The organism is Achromobacter sp. (genome assembly GCF_032102605.1).
Classification (GTDB): Bacteria; Pseudomonadota; Gammaproteobacteria; order Burkholderiales; family Burkholderiaceae_B; genus Achromobacter.
The window spans coordinates 35,265-51,745 of record NZ_DAMDGT010000001.1; the positions used below are offsets into that span (position 1 = coordinate 35,265).

Consider the following 16,481-nt stretch of genomic DNA (forward strand, 5'->3'; position numbering starts at 1 on the left):
CCGAACCTTCGACCACGCTGTTGTGGGCGCTGGTGACGTCGCCGTCGGTGTCGACAGGCGTGACCACCGGGGGGCCGTCGGTCTGGCCGTTGACCGTGACGGTCAACGTTGCGGTCGTGCTGGCGCCGTCGGCGTCCGTCACGGTGTAGGTGATCGACGTGGTAACCGATTGGCCTTCGTTCAGCGCCTGGAAGTCGGAACCGGGGTTGAACGAGTACGAACCGTCGGCGTTAAGCGTGAAGCTGCCGCCATGCGAGCCGGCGATCGGCTGCCCGACGCTGGCGCCATTGCCATTGACCTGCGAGACCCTGATGGTGTCGCCATCCGGATCGCGATCATTGGCCAGCACGCCGTGTTCGGCATCGACATTCAGGGACGTGTCTTCGTCGGTCGCGTCCGTATCGTTGACGGCGACGGGGGCCGGGTTCTTGACGTCCCATTCGAACTTCTGCGAGATCTTGGCGCCGCTGGCGTCCGTGGCCGTCACGACCACGGTGTAGACGCCGTTGTTGCCGCCTTGCGAAGCGGAGGAGTCGATCTTGCCGGTGATCAGGCCGGTGGCCGGATCAAGGGTCAGTCCGGGCGGCAGGCCCTTGACGGAGTAAGCCAGCGTGTCGCCATTGTCGACGTCCTTGAACTGCCTGGAGATGTCGACGGGGGTGATGTCGTCGCTGTCATTGCTGTTCAGGTCGTCCAGCTTGACGCCCGGGGTCAGGATCGGGGTGTCGTTGGTGCCGGTGACGGTGATCGTCAGCGTGGCGGTGGACGTGGCGCCCTGGAAGTCGGAGACCGTGTAGGTGATCGACGTCGTGGCCTCCTGGCCCGCACCCAGGTACTGGAAGGCGGTGCCCGGATTGAACGTATAGGTGCCGTCGGAGTTCAGGGTGAAGGTGCCGCCGTCGGAGCCGGCAACAGCCGTGCCCACGCCCGCGGCAACGCCGTTGACGTGCGAAACGTGCAGGGGATCGCCGTCCGGATCCGTGTCGTTGCCCAACACGCCTTCGGTGCGGTGTTCGACCACCAGCACGTTGTCCTGGCCGGTGGCGCCGGTGTCGTCAGCGGCGATCGGCTCGGGGTTGCCCACGATCCAGACGAACGTCTTGGATACCGAAGCGCCGGATTGGTCGGTCGCCGTTACGGTGATGTGGTATTCACCCTTGATGTTGACATTGGTGTGATCGGACGCCCAGTTGGCAAAGGTACCGGTGAAGGTGCCGGTGGCCGTGTCGAACTTCAGGCCGCCGGGCACGTGATCGACCGAGTAGGTCAGCACATCGCCGTTGTCGACATCGCTGAAGAAACCGGAGAGGTCGTAGTTGACGGTGTCACCGTCCATGTTGTTCTGGTTGTCCAGGGCAACGGCGGTGGGGGCGTCGTTGGTGCCCGTGATTTCCACCGTCAGCGTGGCCGAGCTGGTGCCGCCTTCACCGTCCGAAACGGTATAGGTGATCGAGCTGGTCGCCTTTTCGCCGGCAGCCAGGTTCTGGAAGTCGGAGCCGGGGTTGAAGGTGTACGAGCCGTCGGCGTTCAACGTGAAGGTGCCGCCGCCTTGGCCGGCCACCGCCGCGCCCACATTGCCCGGCTGGTTGTTGACCTGCGAAACGTGCAGCGCGTCGCCGTCCGGATCGGTGTCGTTGGCCAGAACGCCATTCTGCGCGTTGACGTTGAGCGACGTGTTTTCGTCGGTCGAGCCGCTGTCCTTGACGGCGGTCGGGGCCGGGTTCTTCACGTCCCACGAGAAGTCCTGCGACACCGAAGCGCCGCTCTTGTCGGTGGCGGTGACGGTGACGGTGTAGACGCCGTCTGCGCCGCCTTGCGAGGCGGACTTGTCCAGGGTGCCGGAGATGATGCCGGTGGCCGTGTCGATGGTCAGACCGGGCGGCAGGCCGTTGGCCGAGTAGGTCAGTTCGTCGCCGTTGTCCACGTCGGTGAACTGGCCGGAGACGTCGACCGGGGTGATGGGGTCGCCGTCGTTGCCGGCCTGGTCGTCGAGCGTGATGTCCGGGGTCAGGATCGGCGTGTCGTTGGTGCCCGTGATTTCCACCGTCAGCGTGGCCGTGCTGGTGCCGCCTTCGCCGTCGGAAACGGTATAGATGATCGAGCTGGTCGCCTTTTCGCCGGCAGCCAGGTTCTGGAAGTCGGAGCCGGGGTTGAAGGTGTACGAACCGTCGGCATTCAGGGTGAACGTGCCGCCGCCCAGGCCGGCCACCGCCGTGCCCACATTGCCCGGCTGGTTGTTGACCTGCGAGACGGTCAGCGTGTCGCCGTCCGGATCGGTGTCGTTGGCCAGAACGCCATTCTGGGCGTCGACGCTGAGCGACGTGTCTTCGTCGGTCGATCCCGTATCCGCGACGGCGGTCGGAGCCGGATTGGTGACGTCCCACGTGAACTCTTGCGAGGTCGATGCGCCAGACGGGTCGGTCGCGGTCACGGTGACGTTGTAGACGCCATTGCTACCGCCTTGCGAAGCGGAGTGATCGATCGTGCCGGTGATGATGCCGGTGTTCGGATCGATGGACAGGCCGGGCGGCAGGCCGGTCGCGGTGAACGTCAGGGTGTCGCTGGTGTCGGTGTCCGAGAACCTGTCGGAAACGTCATAGCGGATTTCCGTCTGGGCATCGATGCCGGACTGGTTGGTCAGCGCGGACGACACGGGGCCGTCGTTGGTGCCGGTGACCGTCACGACGACGGTGGCGGTGGAGGTCGCGCCGCTCGGATCCGTAATGGTGTACGAGATCGTGCTGGTGGCCGTTTCGCCCTCGGCCAGATAGTCGTACTGGCCGCGCGGCGTGAACACGTAGGAGCCGTCAGGCTGGACAACGAAGGTGCCGCCGGTGGAACCCGGCACGCTGATGCCGCCCGAAACCATCGGGAGGCCATTGATCGACGCGATCGCCAGCGGATCGCCGTCGGGATCGGAATCGTTGCTGAGCAGATTGCCGCGGATCTCGGAATTCTGGTTGCCGCGGCTGGCGTCGTCCAACGCGTTCGGCGCGTTGTTGGCGGGCGTGGGCGTGGTGGGAGTCGTCGGCGTGGTGGGAGTAGTAGGCGTCGTGGGGGTTGCCACGGCGTCAGCGCCATCATCGCCCGACGCGCCTGCGCCCGACACGCGGGGCAGGATGTCGGCGGCGCGAGCCGGGTTGGGGTAAGCCAGGTCCAGCGGGCTGGTGGTTTCAAGGATGCGGGCAAGGCGGACGAAGCTGCTGCCGCCGGCATCGCCGCCGCCGGCCACCACGGCCGCCGTCGGGTCCATTTCGTCGAACGGGTCGCGGCCGGCTTGCAGGGCGGCCAGCAGGCGGTCGGAATCCGTGCCCGAGGGCGGCGCGACAGCGGCTTCCGTCGGGTCGGCCAACGGGCCGGTCATGTCGCCGTTCACCGCCACTTCGCGGCCTTCGCCGATCACGATCGGCATGCCGTTTTCAACCTGAAGCGAAACCGTGGCGCCCGAGGCCGTGACGACGTCGCTGCCGGCGGGGACTTTGCTGCCTTGGTGCAATTCGGTCAGCGAACCGTCGCTGTTGCGTATCCACGCGCGACCGGTGATTTCATTGACGACTGCGGGAGAGGAGTTGGCCATGTTGGTTCCGTTTCAGGGAGTTATCCAAGATGGCCAGATACTACGGGGCGCCAACGCGGGCGCATATTGTCCTCAAGGACAGTTTCAAGCAGGGATTTTGCTGCGCGCGTCGGCGGGCGCCGAAATGCCGTGGACCAGGAGCGCGAGCTGAAGGCGGTCGGTAACGCCCAGCTTGTCGAAAACGGCCGACAGGTGCGCCTTGACCGTGCGCTCGGTGATGCCCAAGGCTTCGGCGATTTGCGCATTGGCCTGGCCGCTGGCCGCGTAGCGCGCGACCGTGATCTCGCGCTCGGTAAGCCGGCCGCCGTCCCAGGCATAGACGTCCTGCGCCCGTTCGGTGACCAGCTTGAGCAGCCGCGATACCAGCGACCGTCCCATCCAGATGCCGCCGGAGGCCACGACTTCCAGGGCCTGCGCCAGCGCGGCGGGCTGCGCATAACTGTGGCAATACCCGTGGGCGCCCGCGCCCAGCGACTGCGTGCCTTGCTCGTCGTTCGGGCTGGCGCTGGCGACTACCACCTGCAGCCCGGACAGAGCCGGGATCCAGGCCGGATCCTGCCAGGAGGGCAGCTTGGGCACGCCGGCATCCAGCACCGCCAGCGACCGGCCTTGTTCTCGCCAGCGTTGCAGATCGGCAAGGCCTCGCCCGCGGGCGGCCATCCAGCGCGCCGGGTCAAGCGCGCGCCAGTGCTGCCAAAGCAGATCGTCGTGCGTAATCAACAGGACGGGAATGGGTTTCATAAGGCCTTGAAGCTCTCCATTAACGTTCGGTAAAGGCGTTCGCCTTGGCCCGCAAAATGGGCTTGAGCAGGTACTGGAGCACCGTGCGCTTGCCTGTCAGGATATGAACCTCCGCCACCATCCCGGGGATGATGGGCAACAACTTGTCGCCGACCGTGCTGCGGTCCGTGCGCACGCGCACCACGTAGTACGAATTCCCTTTCTCGTCGGTCACGGTGTCTGCGCCGATCTGTTCCACACGGCCTTCCAGGCCGCCGTAGATCGCGAAGTCGTACGCCGTGAACTTCACTTCCGCCTTCTGGTCGGCGTGCAGGAAACCGATGTCGCGCGGCTGGATGCGCACTTCCAGGAGCAGCGTGTCGTCCTTCGGAACGATCTCAATGATGTCCTTGCCCGGCTGAACCACGCCGCCGACGGTGTTGTTGAACAGCGTCTTGACGGTGCCGCGCACCGGTGCGCGGACTTCGGCCAGCTTCACGCGGTCGGCCAGGGCCAGCTTGCCCTCGCGCAGCGTCGACAGCTTGGTGTTGGTTTCCGACAGCTCCATGCGGGCCTGGTTACGGATGTTCAACTCCGCTTCCTGGATCTTGCTTTCCGCTTCCTTGATCGACGCCTGGAATCGGTCGATCTGAGCCTCGGCGCCTTTCTGCTCGCCGCAGTAGCGGGCCACGTCGCGCTGCAGGCGCAGCAGGTCGACTTCAGACACGGCGCCGCTCTTCAAAAGCGGACGCGTGACCTGGAGCTCGCGCGAGGTCAGGCCGCAGCTTGCCGAGGCCTGGTCGCGCTTGGCGATCGTTTCGCGCAGGTCTTCCTGGCGTTGCTTGAGCTGTTCACGCGCCACGTTGACGGTCGCGTTCAGTTCGGTGGTGCGCGCCTGCCAGGCATTGCGCTCCATTTCGACCAGGCCGGGCGCCTGCTTCAGGACTTCCTCGGGCGCCACGAAGGGATCGCCGGTGGCCAGGGCCTTCAGCCGGGCCGACTTGGCCAGCAGCGACATGTACTCCGCGTTGTTCTCGCCCAGCGACGAGGCAAAACGCGTGGAATCGATCTTCAGCAGGATTTCGCCCGCTTCGACTTCCTGGCCGGGGCGCACCAGGATCTCTTCGACGATGCCGCCGTCCAGGCTCTGGATGATCTGGACCTGACGGGACGGCACGACCTTGCCTTCGCCTCGGACGACCTCGTCGATGCTGCCGGTGCCGGCCCAGAACAGCAATCCCATGGTGGCCAGCAGCGAGGTCCACAGCAGGATGCGCGAGCCGCGCGCCTGCGATTCATGGATGACCCACTCGGCATTGCCGATGTAGTCGGACCGCTGCGCCGGCTTGCCCTTTTCGGCGCCGTCCAGGATCCGGTCGAAGAAAAACACGAAAAGATTGCGCGGGGCGCGAAGCAGGCTGCCAAACAGGCCGTGCTTGGGGGCTCCAGGATTATTCAGCATGGTTTCATCAGCTCCCGCGTCCAACGCGTCCTTGACGCAGGGCTTCGACAACTTGTTCCTTGGGACCATCAGCCACGATGTGGCCGTTGTCGATCACGATCAGCCGGTCCACCAGTTCCAGCAGGGCGGTGCGGTGCGTGACCAGCAGGATCGTCTTGGTGGCGCTGGCCTCGCCCAGGCGCTTGCGCAACTGGGCTTCGCTCTGGTGATCCATGTTGCTGCTGGGTTCGTCCAGCAGCAGGATCGGCGGATCGTTGATCAGCGCGCGCGCCACCGCGACTGACTGGCGTTGTCCGCCGGACAGCGATTCGCCGCGCTCGCCGATGATCATGTCGAAGCCGTTGGGGTGCAGATTGGCGAATTCGCTCACGCCGGCCATATTGGCGGCCGCCAGGATGCTGGCGTCATCGGCATAGGGCGCGCCCATCGCCAGGTTGTGCTTCAGGCTGCCGTAGAACAGCAGCGGGTCCTGGGGCACGTGGCCGATGGCTCGGCGCACGTCGGCCGGGTCGATCTGCCGCACGTCCACGCCGTCCAGCAGGACCGCGCCTTCAGTCGGCTGGTACAAGGACAGCGCCAGCTTTTCCAGCGTCGTCTTGCCGGATCCGATGCGGCCGATGATGCCGACCTTTTCACCGGGCTTGAGCTTGAACGACACCTTCTTGAGCACGGGCTGCGTGCTGCCCGGATAGGTAAACGTCACATCGCGGAATTCCAGGCCGCCGTGAAAGACGGGGCGATGCAGGAATTCGGCTTCCGCCGGACGCTCGATCGGCAGTTTCATGTAGTTGTCGATCGAGCCCAGCGACGTGCGCGCATTCTGGTACTGCATCAACAGGCCCGCGACCTGGCCCAGCGGCGACAGGCAGCGGCCGGCAATCATCGAGGCGGCGATGATGCCGCCCATCGACAGGGCGGATTCCTGCGCCAGGTACACGCCGATGATCACGACGGCGATCGACACCAGCTGCTGAACCGCCTGCACGAAGCCCACCGTGGACGAGGAGATCAGCTTGAGTTTGCCGCCGGTCTGCGCGATGAATTCGGTGGCGCGCTCCCAGTTGCGCTGGATCGCGCCCTGGGCATTGAGCGTCTTGACGGCTTCAAGGCCCGTCAGTGCTTCCACGAGCGTCGCGTTGCGCTGCGACGCGGCCTGGAACGAAGCCATGGTCAGGGCTTCCATGCGCGCCTGCGCCGCAAGCGACACCAGCAGGATCAGCACGATCGCCACCAATGGCGGCAGGATCATCCACGGCGATATCCAGGCCAGCGCGCCCAGGAACAGCAGGATGAAAGGCAGGTCGACCAGGGTGGTAATGGTGGCGGACGCAATGAAATCGCGGATGGATTCGAACGAACGCAGGTTGGCCGCGAACGATCCCACCGATACCGGGCGGCCTTCCAGGCGCAGGTCCAGCACGCGTTCCATGATCTGGGCCGACAGGCGGACGTCCACCCGTTTGCTGGCGCTGTCCACGACATGGGATCGCGCCGTGCTCAGGATCATGTTGAAAATCACCACCAGCGTGATGCCGATGGCCAGCACCCACAGCGTCTCGACGGCGTTGTTCGGGACGACGCGGTCATAGACGTTCATGGTGAACAACGGCATCGCCATGGCGAAGATGTTGATCAGCAGCGCCGCGACCAGGGCATCCCGGTACAGGCGGCGGTTCTCCAGGATGGCGGCCCAGAACCAGTGGCGCTCACGCACCTTGGCGACTTCCGGGGAGCGGGCGTCGAAGCGGAATTGCGGACGCACGAAGCAGACCAGCCCGCTGTACTGCGCAGACAGCTCGGCGGGGTCCATTTCAATGGCGCTGCCACCCAGCTCGGGATGGCTGACCACGAACTTGCCGCCGTCGTTCTTGAGCAGCAGGCAGGCGCGTTCGCCCTTGAGCAGCAGAATGGCCGGAAGCAGGTCCTGCGGGATGTCGTCCAGCGTGCGCTTGACCACACGCGCGGACAACTGCGCCCGCGCGGCGGCTCGGGGCAGCAGGGCGGGCGTGAGGCGGTGTTCTTCCAGGGGCAGGCCAGCCGACAGGGCCTGGCCGGTGGCTGTCACCCCGTGCAAGCGGGTGATTTCAACCAGGCAGTCCAGCAAGGGGTCGTCGTGCGCGGCGCGAGCGTCCGCGCGCCAATCCCGGGACGCCAATTCAGATAACTTGTCCATCTTCGTCATCCAACAGGTCCAGATGTTCCGAGAGGCGCGCGCGCTGTTGCTTGCGCTGGGTGAGTTTTTGCTGGGCCTGGATAGGCAGATCCGTCATGCGCAAGGTGCCGTTGGCGATCAACGCGTCGATCAAGTCTTCCAGAACGCGGACAAAGTCCGCGTCCAATTGCGAGAAATCATTGCCCGGGTTTGCCATTCGGCCTCCTTGCGTCGCGCGTCCGTCAGGGGCGGGCGTTCGGCGCGTTGATGGGCACCAGCGTGGGCGGCAGGGTGCCTTCGTTGTATTGCACGCGCACGGGAGCCAGGCGGGCCGTGTCCGGAACCGTCGAATTGCAAAGCTTGATCACTTCTTCCGACACTTCCAGCTTGCCGTTTTCCTCGGGCATCTCATTGCGCGCGGGTTGCAGCGACAGTGCCGGCAGCAGGGTGTGGGACAGCGCCAGCCAGCGATACTGCGCAAGGCGCAAATCATAAATGGCGCTGGTCAGCGCACGGCGGGATTCGAAAAGTTCGTTTTCCGTGTCCAGCAGGTCCAGGAGCGACCGTTGGCCGATCTGGAACTGCTGCGCATAGGCGTCCCGCACCTTGGTGGTGGCGACTTCGTGGTCACGCAGGAACGGCAGCTTCTGGTTCAGGCTGGTGATATTGTTCCAGGCCACGGCCAGGTCCTGCTGCACGTTGCGGCAAGTGTAGTCGCGAATGTCGCGGGCGGCGTAGGACTGGGCGGCCGTTTGGCGTACACGCGCCGAATCGGCGCCTCCGCGGTACAGGTTGTAACTCATCACGACCTGCACGGTGGAGCTCTGGATGTCGCGGTTCTGCGGCGTGGGGTCGTTTTCGTCGCGGCCGGTGTTGGCGACGAACTCGAACTTCGGCGAGAACGCGCCCTTGGACGATGCCACGCCGGCTTGCGCGGCCTGCAGGCCGGCTTGCTTGGACAGGAAGCTGGGGTTGCGGCGCAGCGACTCGTTGAAGTTGCCCGGGGTCTTCGGCAGCTTGTCGGAGATGTCGGGCGGGGGCTGCATCGATTCAGGGGGCAGGCCACCGGTTACGCGTTGGAAGCGCTGTTGCACGTCCAGCAGATTGGCCGTCTCGGTCATCAGGTTGGTCTGGGCCAGCGCCAGGCGGCCGCCAGCCTGTTCCAGATCGACGCGGCGGCCCACGCCGGATTCCGTGCGTTCGCCGATCTGCTTCAGGGTCTGCTCGTGCAGGGAGTAGTTCTGGCGCGCCAGCAACTCCATGTCGCGATAGCGCTGCAGGTCGATATACGCCTGCACGGCCGAGAAAGCGGTGGTGTCGCTGGTGGCAAGCACGTCATAGAAGCGGGCGAGCTTGTCGAAGCCGGCCTGCTTGACGTCGTTGCTGGTGCGGAAACCGTCGAATATCAGTTGACGCAGTTCGACGCTGTAGCCGGGACGGTTCCAGCTTTGCGATCCGACGGCGGGAACGTTGTTGCGCCATTCACGGCCCACGAAGCCCTGCGCGTTGATCTGGGGGAAGAAGGCGGCGCGGGCGACAGCCTGGCCTTCAAGGGATGCCTGGAAATCGTGGTACTTGGCCTGGATTTCCGGGTTGCTGAGCAGTGTCTGTTCAACCACCTGGTTCAACGTCACTGGCTGAGCGGCGGAATTGGGCGCGGCGGGCGCCGTGGACTGTGCAAATGCCGCGGGTACGAATGCAAGGGCAATGGCCGAAGCCGTGCTTTTGAGCAAAAACGAAGCCATAGTGATTATTCGCGAGTCAAGTTGAGATTGATGGCCGCCATGTTGTATGTAAATGTCAGTTTTGGCGAGTCAAGATTTGTTAATTCTTGAGGAATGTTGCTGACAGTCCATGGCGTGATTTTCGCGCAACCCCTACTAACGACGTCGAATTTGCACGAATTTCGCATATGCGCGAGAGTATTATTTCTATTAATACGGTTTATTGCGCATTATTTCGATAGATATGATATCGAGGCGAAAGCGGATTATATCTATTTGAGAGTTTTGTATCTATTTTGTTTTCCAACTTGTATCAGGGTGGGATTATTCCGGCAGATCAATTTGATATGTAACAAGTCGACATAACGCGTGGAACTGCGGCAGGCGCGGGCGCAGCATGGTAGTGGTAGTACTGGTATATATGGTGTGCTTGTACTAGGTTTGGGGGCTGGGCATAATTCCCTCATGCCGCAGCAGTTGGCGCGGCAGGGAAGCGTTTTCCCTGCGCGCGGCTCAAGCCGGATTGTCTATTTGCAGAGCGCATCCATGGCCCAAACTCTTTACGACAAACTCTGGGACGCCCACATCGTCCACCAGGAATCAGACGGCACCTGTCTTCTCTATATCGACCGTCACCTGCTGCACGAAGTCACCAGCCCGCAGGCGTTCGAAGGGCTGACGCTGGCCGGCCGCAAGCCCTGGCGCACCGGCGCCAATCTGGCGGTGGCGGACCACAACGTGCCGACGATGAATCGCGCCCAAGGCATCGACGATCCCATCTCGCGTCTGCAGGTCGATACGCTGGACGCCAATTGCGGCAAGTACGGCATCACCGAATTCCGCATGAACGATCTGCGCCAGGGCATCGTTCACGTGATCGGGCCGGAACAGGGCGCAACGCTGCCCGGCATGACGGTCGTCTGTGGCGATTCGCACACCAGCACGCACGGCGCGCTGGGCGCACTGGCCTTCGGCATCGGCACGTCCGAGGTCGAACACGTCCTGGCTACCCAGACGCTGCTCATGAAGAAAGCCAAGAGCATGCTGATCAAGGTCGACGGCGAACTGCCCTTCGGCTGTACGGCCAAGGACGTAGTGCTGCACATCATCGGCATCATCGGCACGGCCGGCGGCACCGGCCATGCAATCGAATTCGCCGGCAGCACCATCCGCGCCCTGTCCGTGGAAGGTCGCATGACCGTCTGCAACATGGCGATTGAAGCCGGCGCCCGCTCGGGCATGGTGGCGGTCGACGAAAAGACCGTCGAATATTTCCGCGGCCGTCCCTTCGCGCCCACGGGCGTCGTGTGGGACCAGGCGGTCAAGTACTGGCGCACACTGCACACCGACGAAGGCGCCAAGTTCGACACCGTGGTGGAAGTCAACGCGCGCGACATCAAGCCGCAAGTCACCTGGGGCACGTCGCCCGAAATGGTGCTGCCGGTGGACTCCCGCGTGCCCGATCCCGATCGCGAAAAGGACGACGTGCGCCGCAGCGGCATGGAACGCGCGCTGGAATACATGGGCCTGAAGCCCAATACGCCGCTCACCGATATCCGCGTGGATCGCGTTTTCATTGGCTCGTGCACCAACTCGCGCATCGAAGACCTGCGCGCCGCCGCGGTGGTGGCGCGTGGCAAACGCGTGGCGTCCAATGTGCGTCAGGCGATGGTGGTGCCGGGGTCGGGCCTGGTCAAACAGCAGGCCGAACGTGAAGGCCTGGACAAGATCTTCATCGAAGCCGGGTTTGAATGGCGCGAACCGGGCTGTTCGATGTGCCTGGCCATGAACGCCGACCGCCTTGAACCGGGCGAACGTTGCGCTTCCACGTCGAACCGCAATTTCGAAGGACGGCAAGGGCAGGGCGGCCGCACGCACCTGGTCAGCCCGGCCATGGCCGCCGCGGCAGCCGTCGCCGGCCATTTCGTCGACGTCCGCACCTTCCGTTAAGCGTCAAGCACCGAGTAGACAACATGCAAGCATTTACCACTCACGAAGGCCTGGTGGCTCCGCTCGATCGCGAAAACGTCGATACGGACCTCATCATTCCCAAGCAATTCCTCAAGTCGATCCAGCGCACGGGCTTCGGTCCCAACCTGTTCGACGAGCTGCGTTACCTGGACCACGGCGAACCCGGCATGGACAACACCAAGCGTCCGCTCAACCCGGATTTCGTCCTGAACCAGCCGCGTTACCAGGGCGCTTCGGTTTTGCTGGCCCGCAAGAACTTCGGCTGCGGTTCCAGCCGCGAGCACGCGCCGTGGGCGCTGACCCAGTTTGGCTTCCGCGCCATCATCGCGCCGTCCTACGCGGACATCTTCTTCAACAACAGCTTCAAGAATGGCTTGCTGCCGATCGTGCTGTCCGAACTTGAAGTGGCGCGACTGTTCGACGAAGTGAAGGCATTCCCGGGCTACAAGCTGAACATCGACCTGGACCGCCAGGTCGTGATTGCCGCCGACGGCCGCGCAATGGGCTTCGATATCGAACCCTTCCGCAAGTATTGCCTGCTCAACGGCCTGGACGACATCGGCCTGACCTTGCGCCATTCCGACAAGATCCGCGCCTTCGAAGCCGAGCGCCTTGCGCGCCATCCCTGGCTCGAAAGCCGCCCCATCGCCTGATCAATACCTCGACCACAGGATCGTTTCTCAATGACTCACAACATCGCAGTCTTGCCGGGTGACGGCATCGGGCCGGAAATCGTCGAACAGGCCGTGCGCGTCCTGAAGGCGCTGGACGTGCCTTTCGATATCAAGCAGGCGCCCGTGGGTGGCGCGGCCTTCGACCAGTTCGAACATCCGCTGCCCCCGGCCACGCTGAACCTGGCCAAGGAATCGCATGCCGTGCTGTTCGGCGCAGTCGGCGACTGGAAGTACGACAGCCTGCCGCGCGAATTCCGTCCGGAGCAGGCCATTCTGGGGCTGCGCAAGGCGCTGGGCTTGTTCGCCAATCTGCGTCCGGCCATCCTGTACCCGGAACTGGCCAGCGCCTCGTCGCTCAAGCCCGAAATCGTGTCCGGCCTGGATATCCTGATCATCCGCGAACTTACCGGCGACATCTATTTCGGTACGCCGCGCGGCGTGCGTCCGTCGCCCGATGGCGCGTTCGCCGGCGAACGCGAAGGTTACGACACCATGCGCTACGCCGAATCCGAAGTGCGCCGCATCGCGCGCATCGGCTTTGAATCGGCCCGCAAGCGCAACAAGAAGCTGTGCAGCGTGGACAAGGCCAACGTGCTGGAAACCTCGCAGTTCTGGCGCGACATCGTGATCGAAGTGGCTCGCGAGTATCCCGACGTGGAGCTCTCGCACATGTACGTCGACAATGCTGCCATGCAACTGGTGCGCAATCCCCGCCAGTTCGACGTCATCGTGACGGGCAACCTGTTCGGCGACATCCTGTCGGACGAGGCCGCCATGCTGACCGGTTCGATCGGCATGCTGCCTTCGGCGTCGCTGAACGCCGGCGGCCAGGGTCTGTACGAGCCCAGCCACGGTTCGGCGCCGGACATCGCGGGGCAGGGCATCGCCAATCCCTTGGCGACCATCCTGTCGGCCGCCATGCTGCTGCGCTATTCGCTGAACCTGGCGCCCCAGGCCGATCGCATCGAAGCCGCCGTGCGCAGCGTGCTGGCCAGTGGCCTGCGCACCGCCGACATCTTCGAGGCAGGCACCACCAAGGTCAGCACCGCAGGCATGGGCGATGCCGTCCTGAAGGCCCTGGCCTGACACGGGGCCAGGTGGCGCGCCGTCGTTTGGTCGATCGGCGCGCCGCTATATATATAGCGTCAGTCGGGGCCGCCTTCGGGCGGCCCGACTTTTGTGGCTGGTATGCGAAGAAGCCGGCCCCGAATACTGTGGCCCCGTTTTTTTCTAGCTGCGGCGCAACATCCCTCCGTGCATTCTGATAAATTGTTGAATTGCACGGAATTTCCCCTTCCCGAACCTTGTCCCCACCTTTAAAGAGCGATTGAAATGAATCAAGCAGTAGGCCTTGTCGGCTGGCGCGGTATGGTCGGCTCGGTGCTCATGCAACGCATGCGCGACGAGAACGACTTCGCACTGATCGAACCGGTGTTTTTCTCCACCAGCAACGCTGGCGGCGCCGCGCCCACTTGGGCCAATGGCGCAGGTCCGCTGCAAGACGCCTACGACATCGACGCTCTGAAAAAACTGCCCATCATCGTCACGGCGCAAGGCGGGGACTACACGTCCGAGGTCTATCCGAAGCTGCGCGGCGCAGGCTGGAACGGCATCTGGATCGACGCGGCCAGCACCCTGCGCATGGCAGATGACGCCATCATCGTGCTGGATCCCGTCAACCGTCCGGTGATCGACGCGGCGCTCAAGCGCGGCGTGCGCAACTTCGTCGGCGGCAACTGCACCGTCAGCTGCATGCTGATGGGCCTGGCTGGCCTGTTCAACAACGACCTGGTCGAGTGGATGACCACCATGACGTACCAGGCGGCGTCCGGCGGCGGCGCGCAGCACATGCGCGAACTGCTGACGCAGTTTGGCGAGATCAACCAGTCGGTCAAATCCCTGCTGGACGACCCGGCGTCGGCCATCCTCGAGATCGACCGCGGCGTGCTGGCCAAGCAGAAGGACGACGCCTTGCCGCACGAGCATTTCGGCGTGCCGCTGGGCGGCAACCTGATTCCCTGGATCGACAAGGACCTGGGCAACGGGATGTCCAAGGAAGAATGGAAGGGCGAAGTCGAGACCAACAAGATCCTGGGTCGCGGCGCCGCCTTTGGCACGCCCGCCACCCCGATCGACGGCCTGTGCGTGCGCATCGGTGCGATGCGCTGCCACAGCCAGGCGCTGACCATCAAGCTCAAGCGCGATGTGCCGCTGGACGAAATCGAATCCCTCATCGCTCAGGGCACGCAGTGGGCCAAGGTCGTTCCCAACACCAAGGAAGCAACCGTTTCCGCGTTGACGCCTGTCGCCGTCACCGGCACGCTGGACATCCCGGTGGGCCGCCTGCGCAAGCTGTCGATGGGCTCGCAGTACCTGGGCGCCTTCACGGTGGGCGACCAACTGCTGTGGGGCGCGGCCGAGCCGCTGCGCCGCATGCTGCGCATCGCGCTGAACGAAGCCTGATGCGGATTCGGGCGGCGTTCATAGCCGCCCGATCCTGCACGACTGGCTGGCGGGGCACCTTCGGGTGCCCTTGTCGTTTGTGCCGGGACCTACCCGAAATGGCTTACGCGTAGTGTCCTACGCAAGACGGCCGACGCAGATCGGTCCGCGGAGGCGCCATCGCGCGGCGGCGCATGTGCCCGCCCGCCAACGTCCATGCCCCTTTCAGGTTTGTGAAATGCGCTTGATCCATTACACTTTTCGGGTGAATTGAGGCCTATTTTCCGCTGCAGATGGCGTGACCGGCCCTAGCCCGTAATTCGATTACAAGAACGGAATTCCAGCTTATGACCCAGCGTTCGCGCCAAGTGAAGCATGCCCGCCGTTTGAAAACCCTTCAGTGGGCAATTGCGCTGGCAATCGGTTCAAGCGTCTGCGGTTCGGCGCTGGCCATGCGCGTGGGGCATTCGCGTGTCGTTTCCGCGCCGGGCGCGCCCCTGCAGGCGATGGTGGGCCTGCAGGAACTGACACCCGACGAAATCAGCTCATTGAAGGCTTCCATCGCGGACGAAGCCGCCTGGCAGCGTGCGGGCGTGAAGCCGCCGGTTCCCTTGGCCAGCATGGTGGTCCGCATTGAAGACGGCCTGGACCCCACGCGCAAGAACCTGCGGATCAGGTCCACGCAGGCGCCGTCAGGCGGAGCGGTGGACCTGTTGCTGGACGTCAATTCCAGCTCCGGGCAGCGGCAGGTGCAGGTCAGCATTTTGGTGCCGCTGCGCGGCACCAGCGCCGACGTGACGCCCGCCGCAGTGGGCGCGCCCGGCCGGACGGGCGGCACGACAGGCACGGTAACAGTGAAGTCGGGCGATTATCTGTTTGCCATTGCCCAGCGCAACGCCGTGCCCAACGCGTCGGTCTATCAGATGCTGGTGGCCTTGTGGCGTGCCAATCCCCAGGCCTTCATCCAGAACAACATGAATCTGGTCCGCACCGGCCAGAAGCTCAAGATTCCCGACGCCGCCACCGTGCGCGCCATCGATCCGGCCGAAGCGCGCCGCATCTTCAACGAACACGCAGAAGCCTATGCCAAGTACCGCGCGCGCGTGGGCGCGGCGGCAGGGGCGAACCCGTCCGTGGTCAAGGGGCAGGACGCGGCATCCGGCACCGTTGCGCCACCGGCTGACTCGGGCAGCGTGGCCAGCGCCGCACCGTCGCAAGACCGCGTGCGTCTGTCCACAGGCCAGAGCCAGGACAGCGCCGCGACGCAAGCCGAAGCGCAGGCTGATGCACAAACGTCCAAAGAACGCGCCTTGGCCGACGCCCGTGGCCGCGTGGACAGGCTCCAAAGCAATGTCGAAGAATTGACCAAGGCCGTCGCCCAACAGTCGGGCACGGCGGGCGCGGGCACGGCGGGCGCGACTGGCTCCGCCGGTTCGCAGGGCGCCGCAGGCGCGCCGGGAGCAGCTGGAACGCCGGGAGCGGCAGGTGCGCCGGGAGCAGCTGGAACGCCGGGAGCGGCAGGCGCGCAGGGACCAGCAGGAACGTCGGGAGCGCCAGGCGCCACCGGTGCCGCAGGCGCTTCGGGCGCGGCAGGCACTCCGGGCGCAGCAGGCACTCCGGGCGCAGCAGGCACTCCGGGCGCAACTGGCGCAGCGGGCACGCCCGGTGCAGCCGGCGCACAGGGCACGGCAGGCACTCCGGGCGCCGCAGGCGCCCCGGGCACCTCCAGTCCGGCAGGTAACACCGGCGCGGCAGGCAC

At 64.6% G+C, this 16,481-nt stretch carries 11 protein-coding genes; 5 read left to right on the forward strand and 6 right to left on the reverse strand.

Features of this window, described 5'->3' with window-relative positions; translation table 11 throughout:
* From RT614_RS00150 to RT614_RS00175, 6 genes are all read right to left on the reverse strand, one after another.
* The coding region (locus tag RT614_RS00150) for a retention module-containing protein (RefSeq protein ID WP_313619423.1) at nucleotides 1-3,577 on the reverse strand (3,577 nt) is incomplete at its 3' end.
* Nucleotides 3,578-3,661: 84 nt separating this feature from the next.
* Nucleotides 3,662-4,318 (reverse strand): response regulator transcription factor, encoded by a 657-nt coding sequence (locus RT614_RS00155; protein WP_313619424.1) that lies wholly within the window; start codon nucleotides 4,316-4,318, stop codon nucleotides 3,662-3,664.
* Between the two features lie 19 nt (nucleotides 4,319-4,337).
* Nucleotides 4,338-5,759 carry an HlyD family type I secretion periplasmic adaptor subunit gene (locus RT614_RS00160; RefSeq protein ID WP_313619426.1) on the reverse strand — a complete coding sequence of 474 codons (1,422 nt, stop codon included), beginning with the start codon at nucleotides 5,757-5,759 and terminating at the stop codon, nucleotides 4,338-4,340.
* Nucleotides 5,760-5,766: 7 nt separating this feature from the next.
* On the reverse strand, nucleotides 5,767-7,932 hold the full coding sequence (locus RT614_RS00165) for a type I secretion system permease/ATPase (protein ID WP_409558412.1): 2,166 nt from the start codon (nucleotides 7,930-7,932) through the stop codon (nucleotides 5,767-5,769).
* Nucleotides 7,916-8,128: a hypothetical protein gene (locus RT614_RS00170; protein WP_313619428.1), complete on the reverse strand. Its 213-nt coding sequence runs from the start codon at nucleotides 8,126-8,128 to the stop codon at nucleotides 7,916-7,918. Before RT614_RS00170 ends, RT614_RS00165 begins: the two co-directional genes overlap by 17 nt.
* A gap of 25 nt (nucleotides 8,129-8,153) precedes the next feature.
* Nucleotides 8,154-9,656 carry a TolC family outer membrane protein gene (locus RT614_RS00175; protein WP_313619430.1) on the reverse strand — a complete coding sequence of 501 codons (1,503 nt, stop codon included), beginning with the start codon at nucleotides 9,654-9,656 and terminating at the stop codon, nucleotides 8,154-8,156.
* A gap of 525 nt (nucleotides 9,657-10,181) precedes the next feature.
* On the opposite strand from RT614_RS00175, the gene leuC reads away from it, so the two are divergent.
* The 5 genes from leuC to RT614_RS00200 all read left to right on the forward strand — a co-directional run.
* Nucleotides 10,182-11,585: a 3-isopropylmalate dehydratase large subunit gene (gene leuC / locus RT614_RS00180; protein WP_313619432.1), complete on the forward strand. Its 1,404-nt coding sequence runs from the start codon at nucleotides 10,182-10,184 to the stop codon at nucleotides 11,583-11,585.
* Nucleotides 11,586-11,608: 23 nt separating this feature from the next.
* Nucleotides 11,609-12,259, forward strand: coding sequence for a 3-isopropylmalate dehydratase small subunit (gene leuD, locus RT614_RS00185; RefSeq protein ID WP_313619434.1), 651 nt, complete (start codon nucleotides 11,609-11,611; stop codon nucleotides 12,257-12,259).
* 30 nt (nucleotides 12,260-12,289) lie between these two features.
* Entirely contained in the window at nucleotides 12,290-13,366 is a 1,077-nt protein-coding gene (leuB, locus tag RT614_RS00190) for a 3-isopropylmalate dehydrogenase (RefSeq protein ID WP_313619436.1), read from the forward strand.
* 246 nt (nucleotides 13,367-13,612) lie between these two features.
* Nucleotides 13,613-14,743: an aspartate-semialdehyde dehydrogenase gene (asd, locus tag RT614_RS00195; RefSeq protein ID WP_313619438.1), complete on the forward strand. Its 1,131-nt coding sequence runs from the start codon at nucleotides 13,613-13,615 to the stop codon at nucleotides 14,741-14,743.
* 326 nt (nucleotides 14,744-15,069) lie between these two features.
* Nucleotides 15,070-16,481 (forward strand): FimV/HubP family polar landmark protein (locus RT614_RS00200; RefSeq protein WP_313619439.1); only part of this gene is annotated, 1,412 nt, incomplete at its 3' end.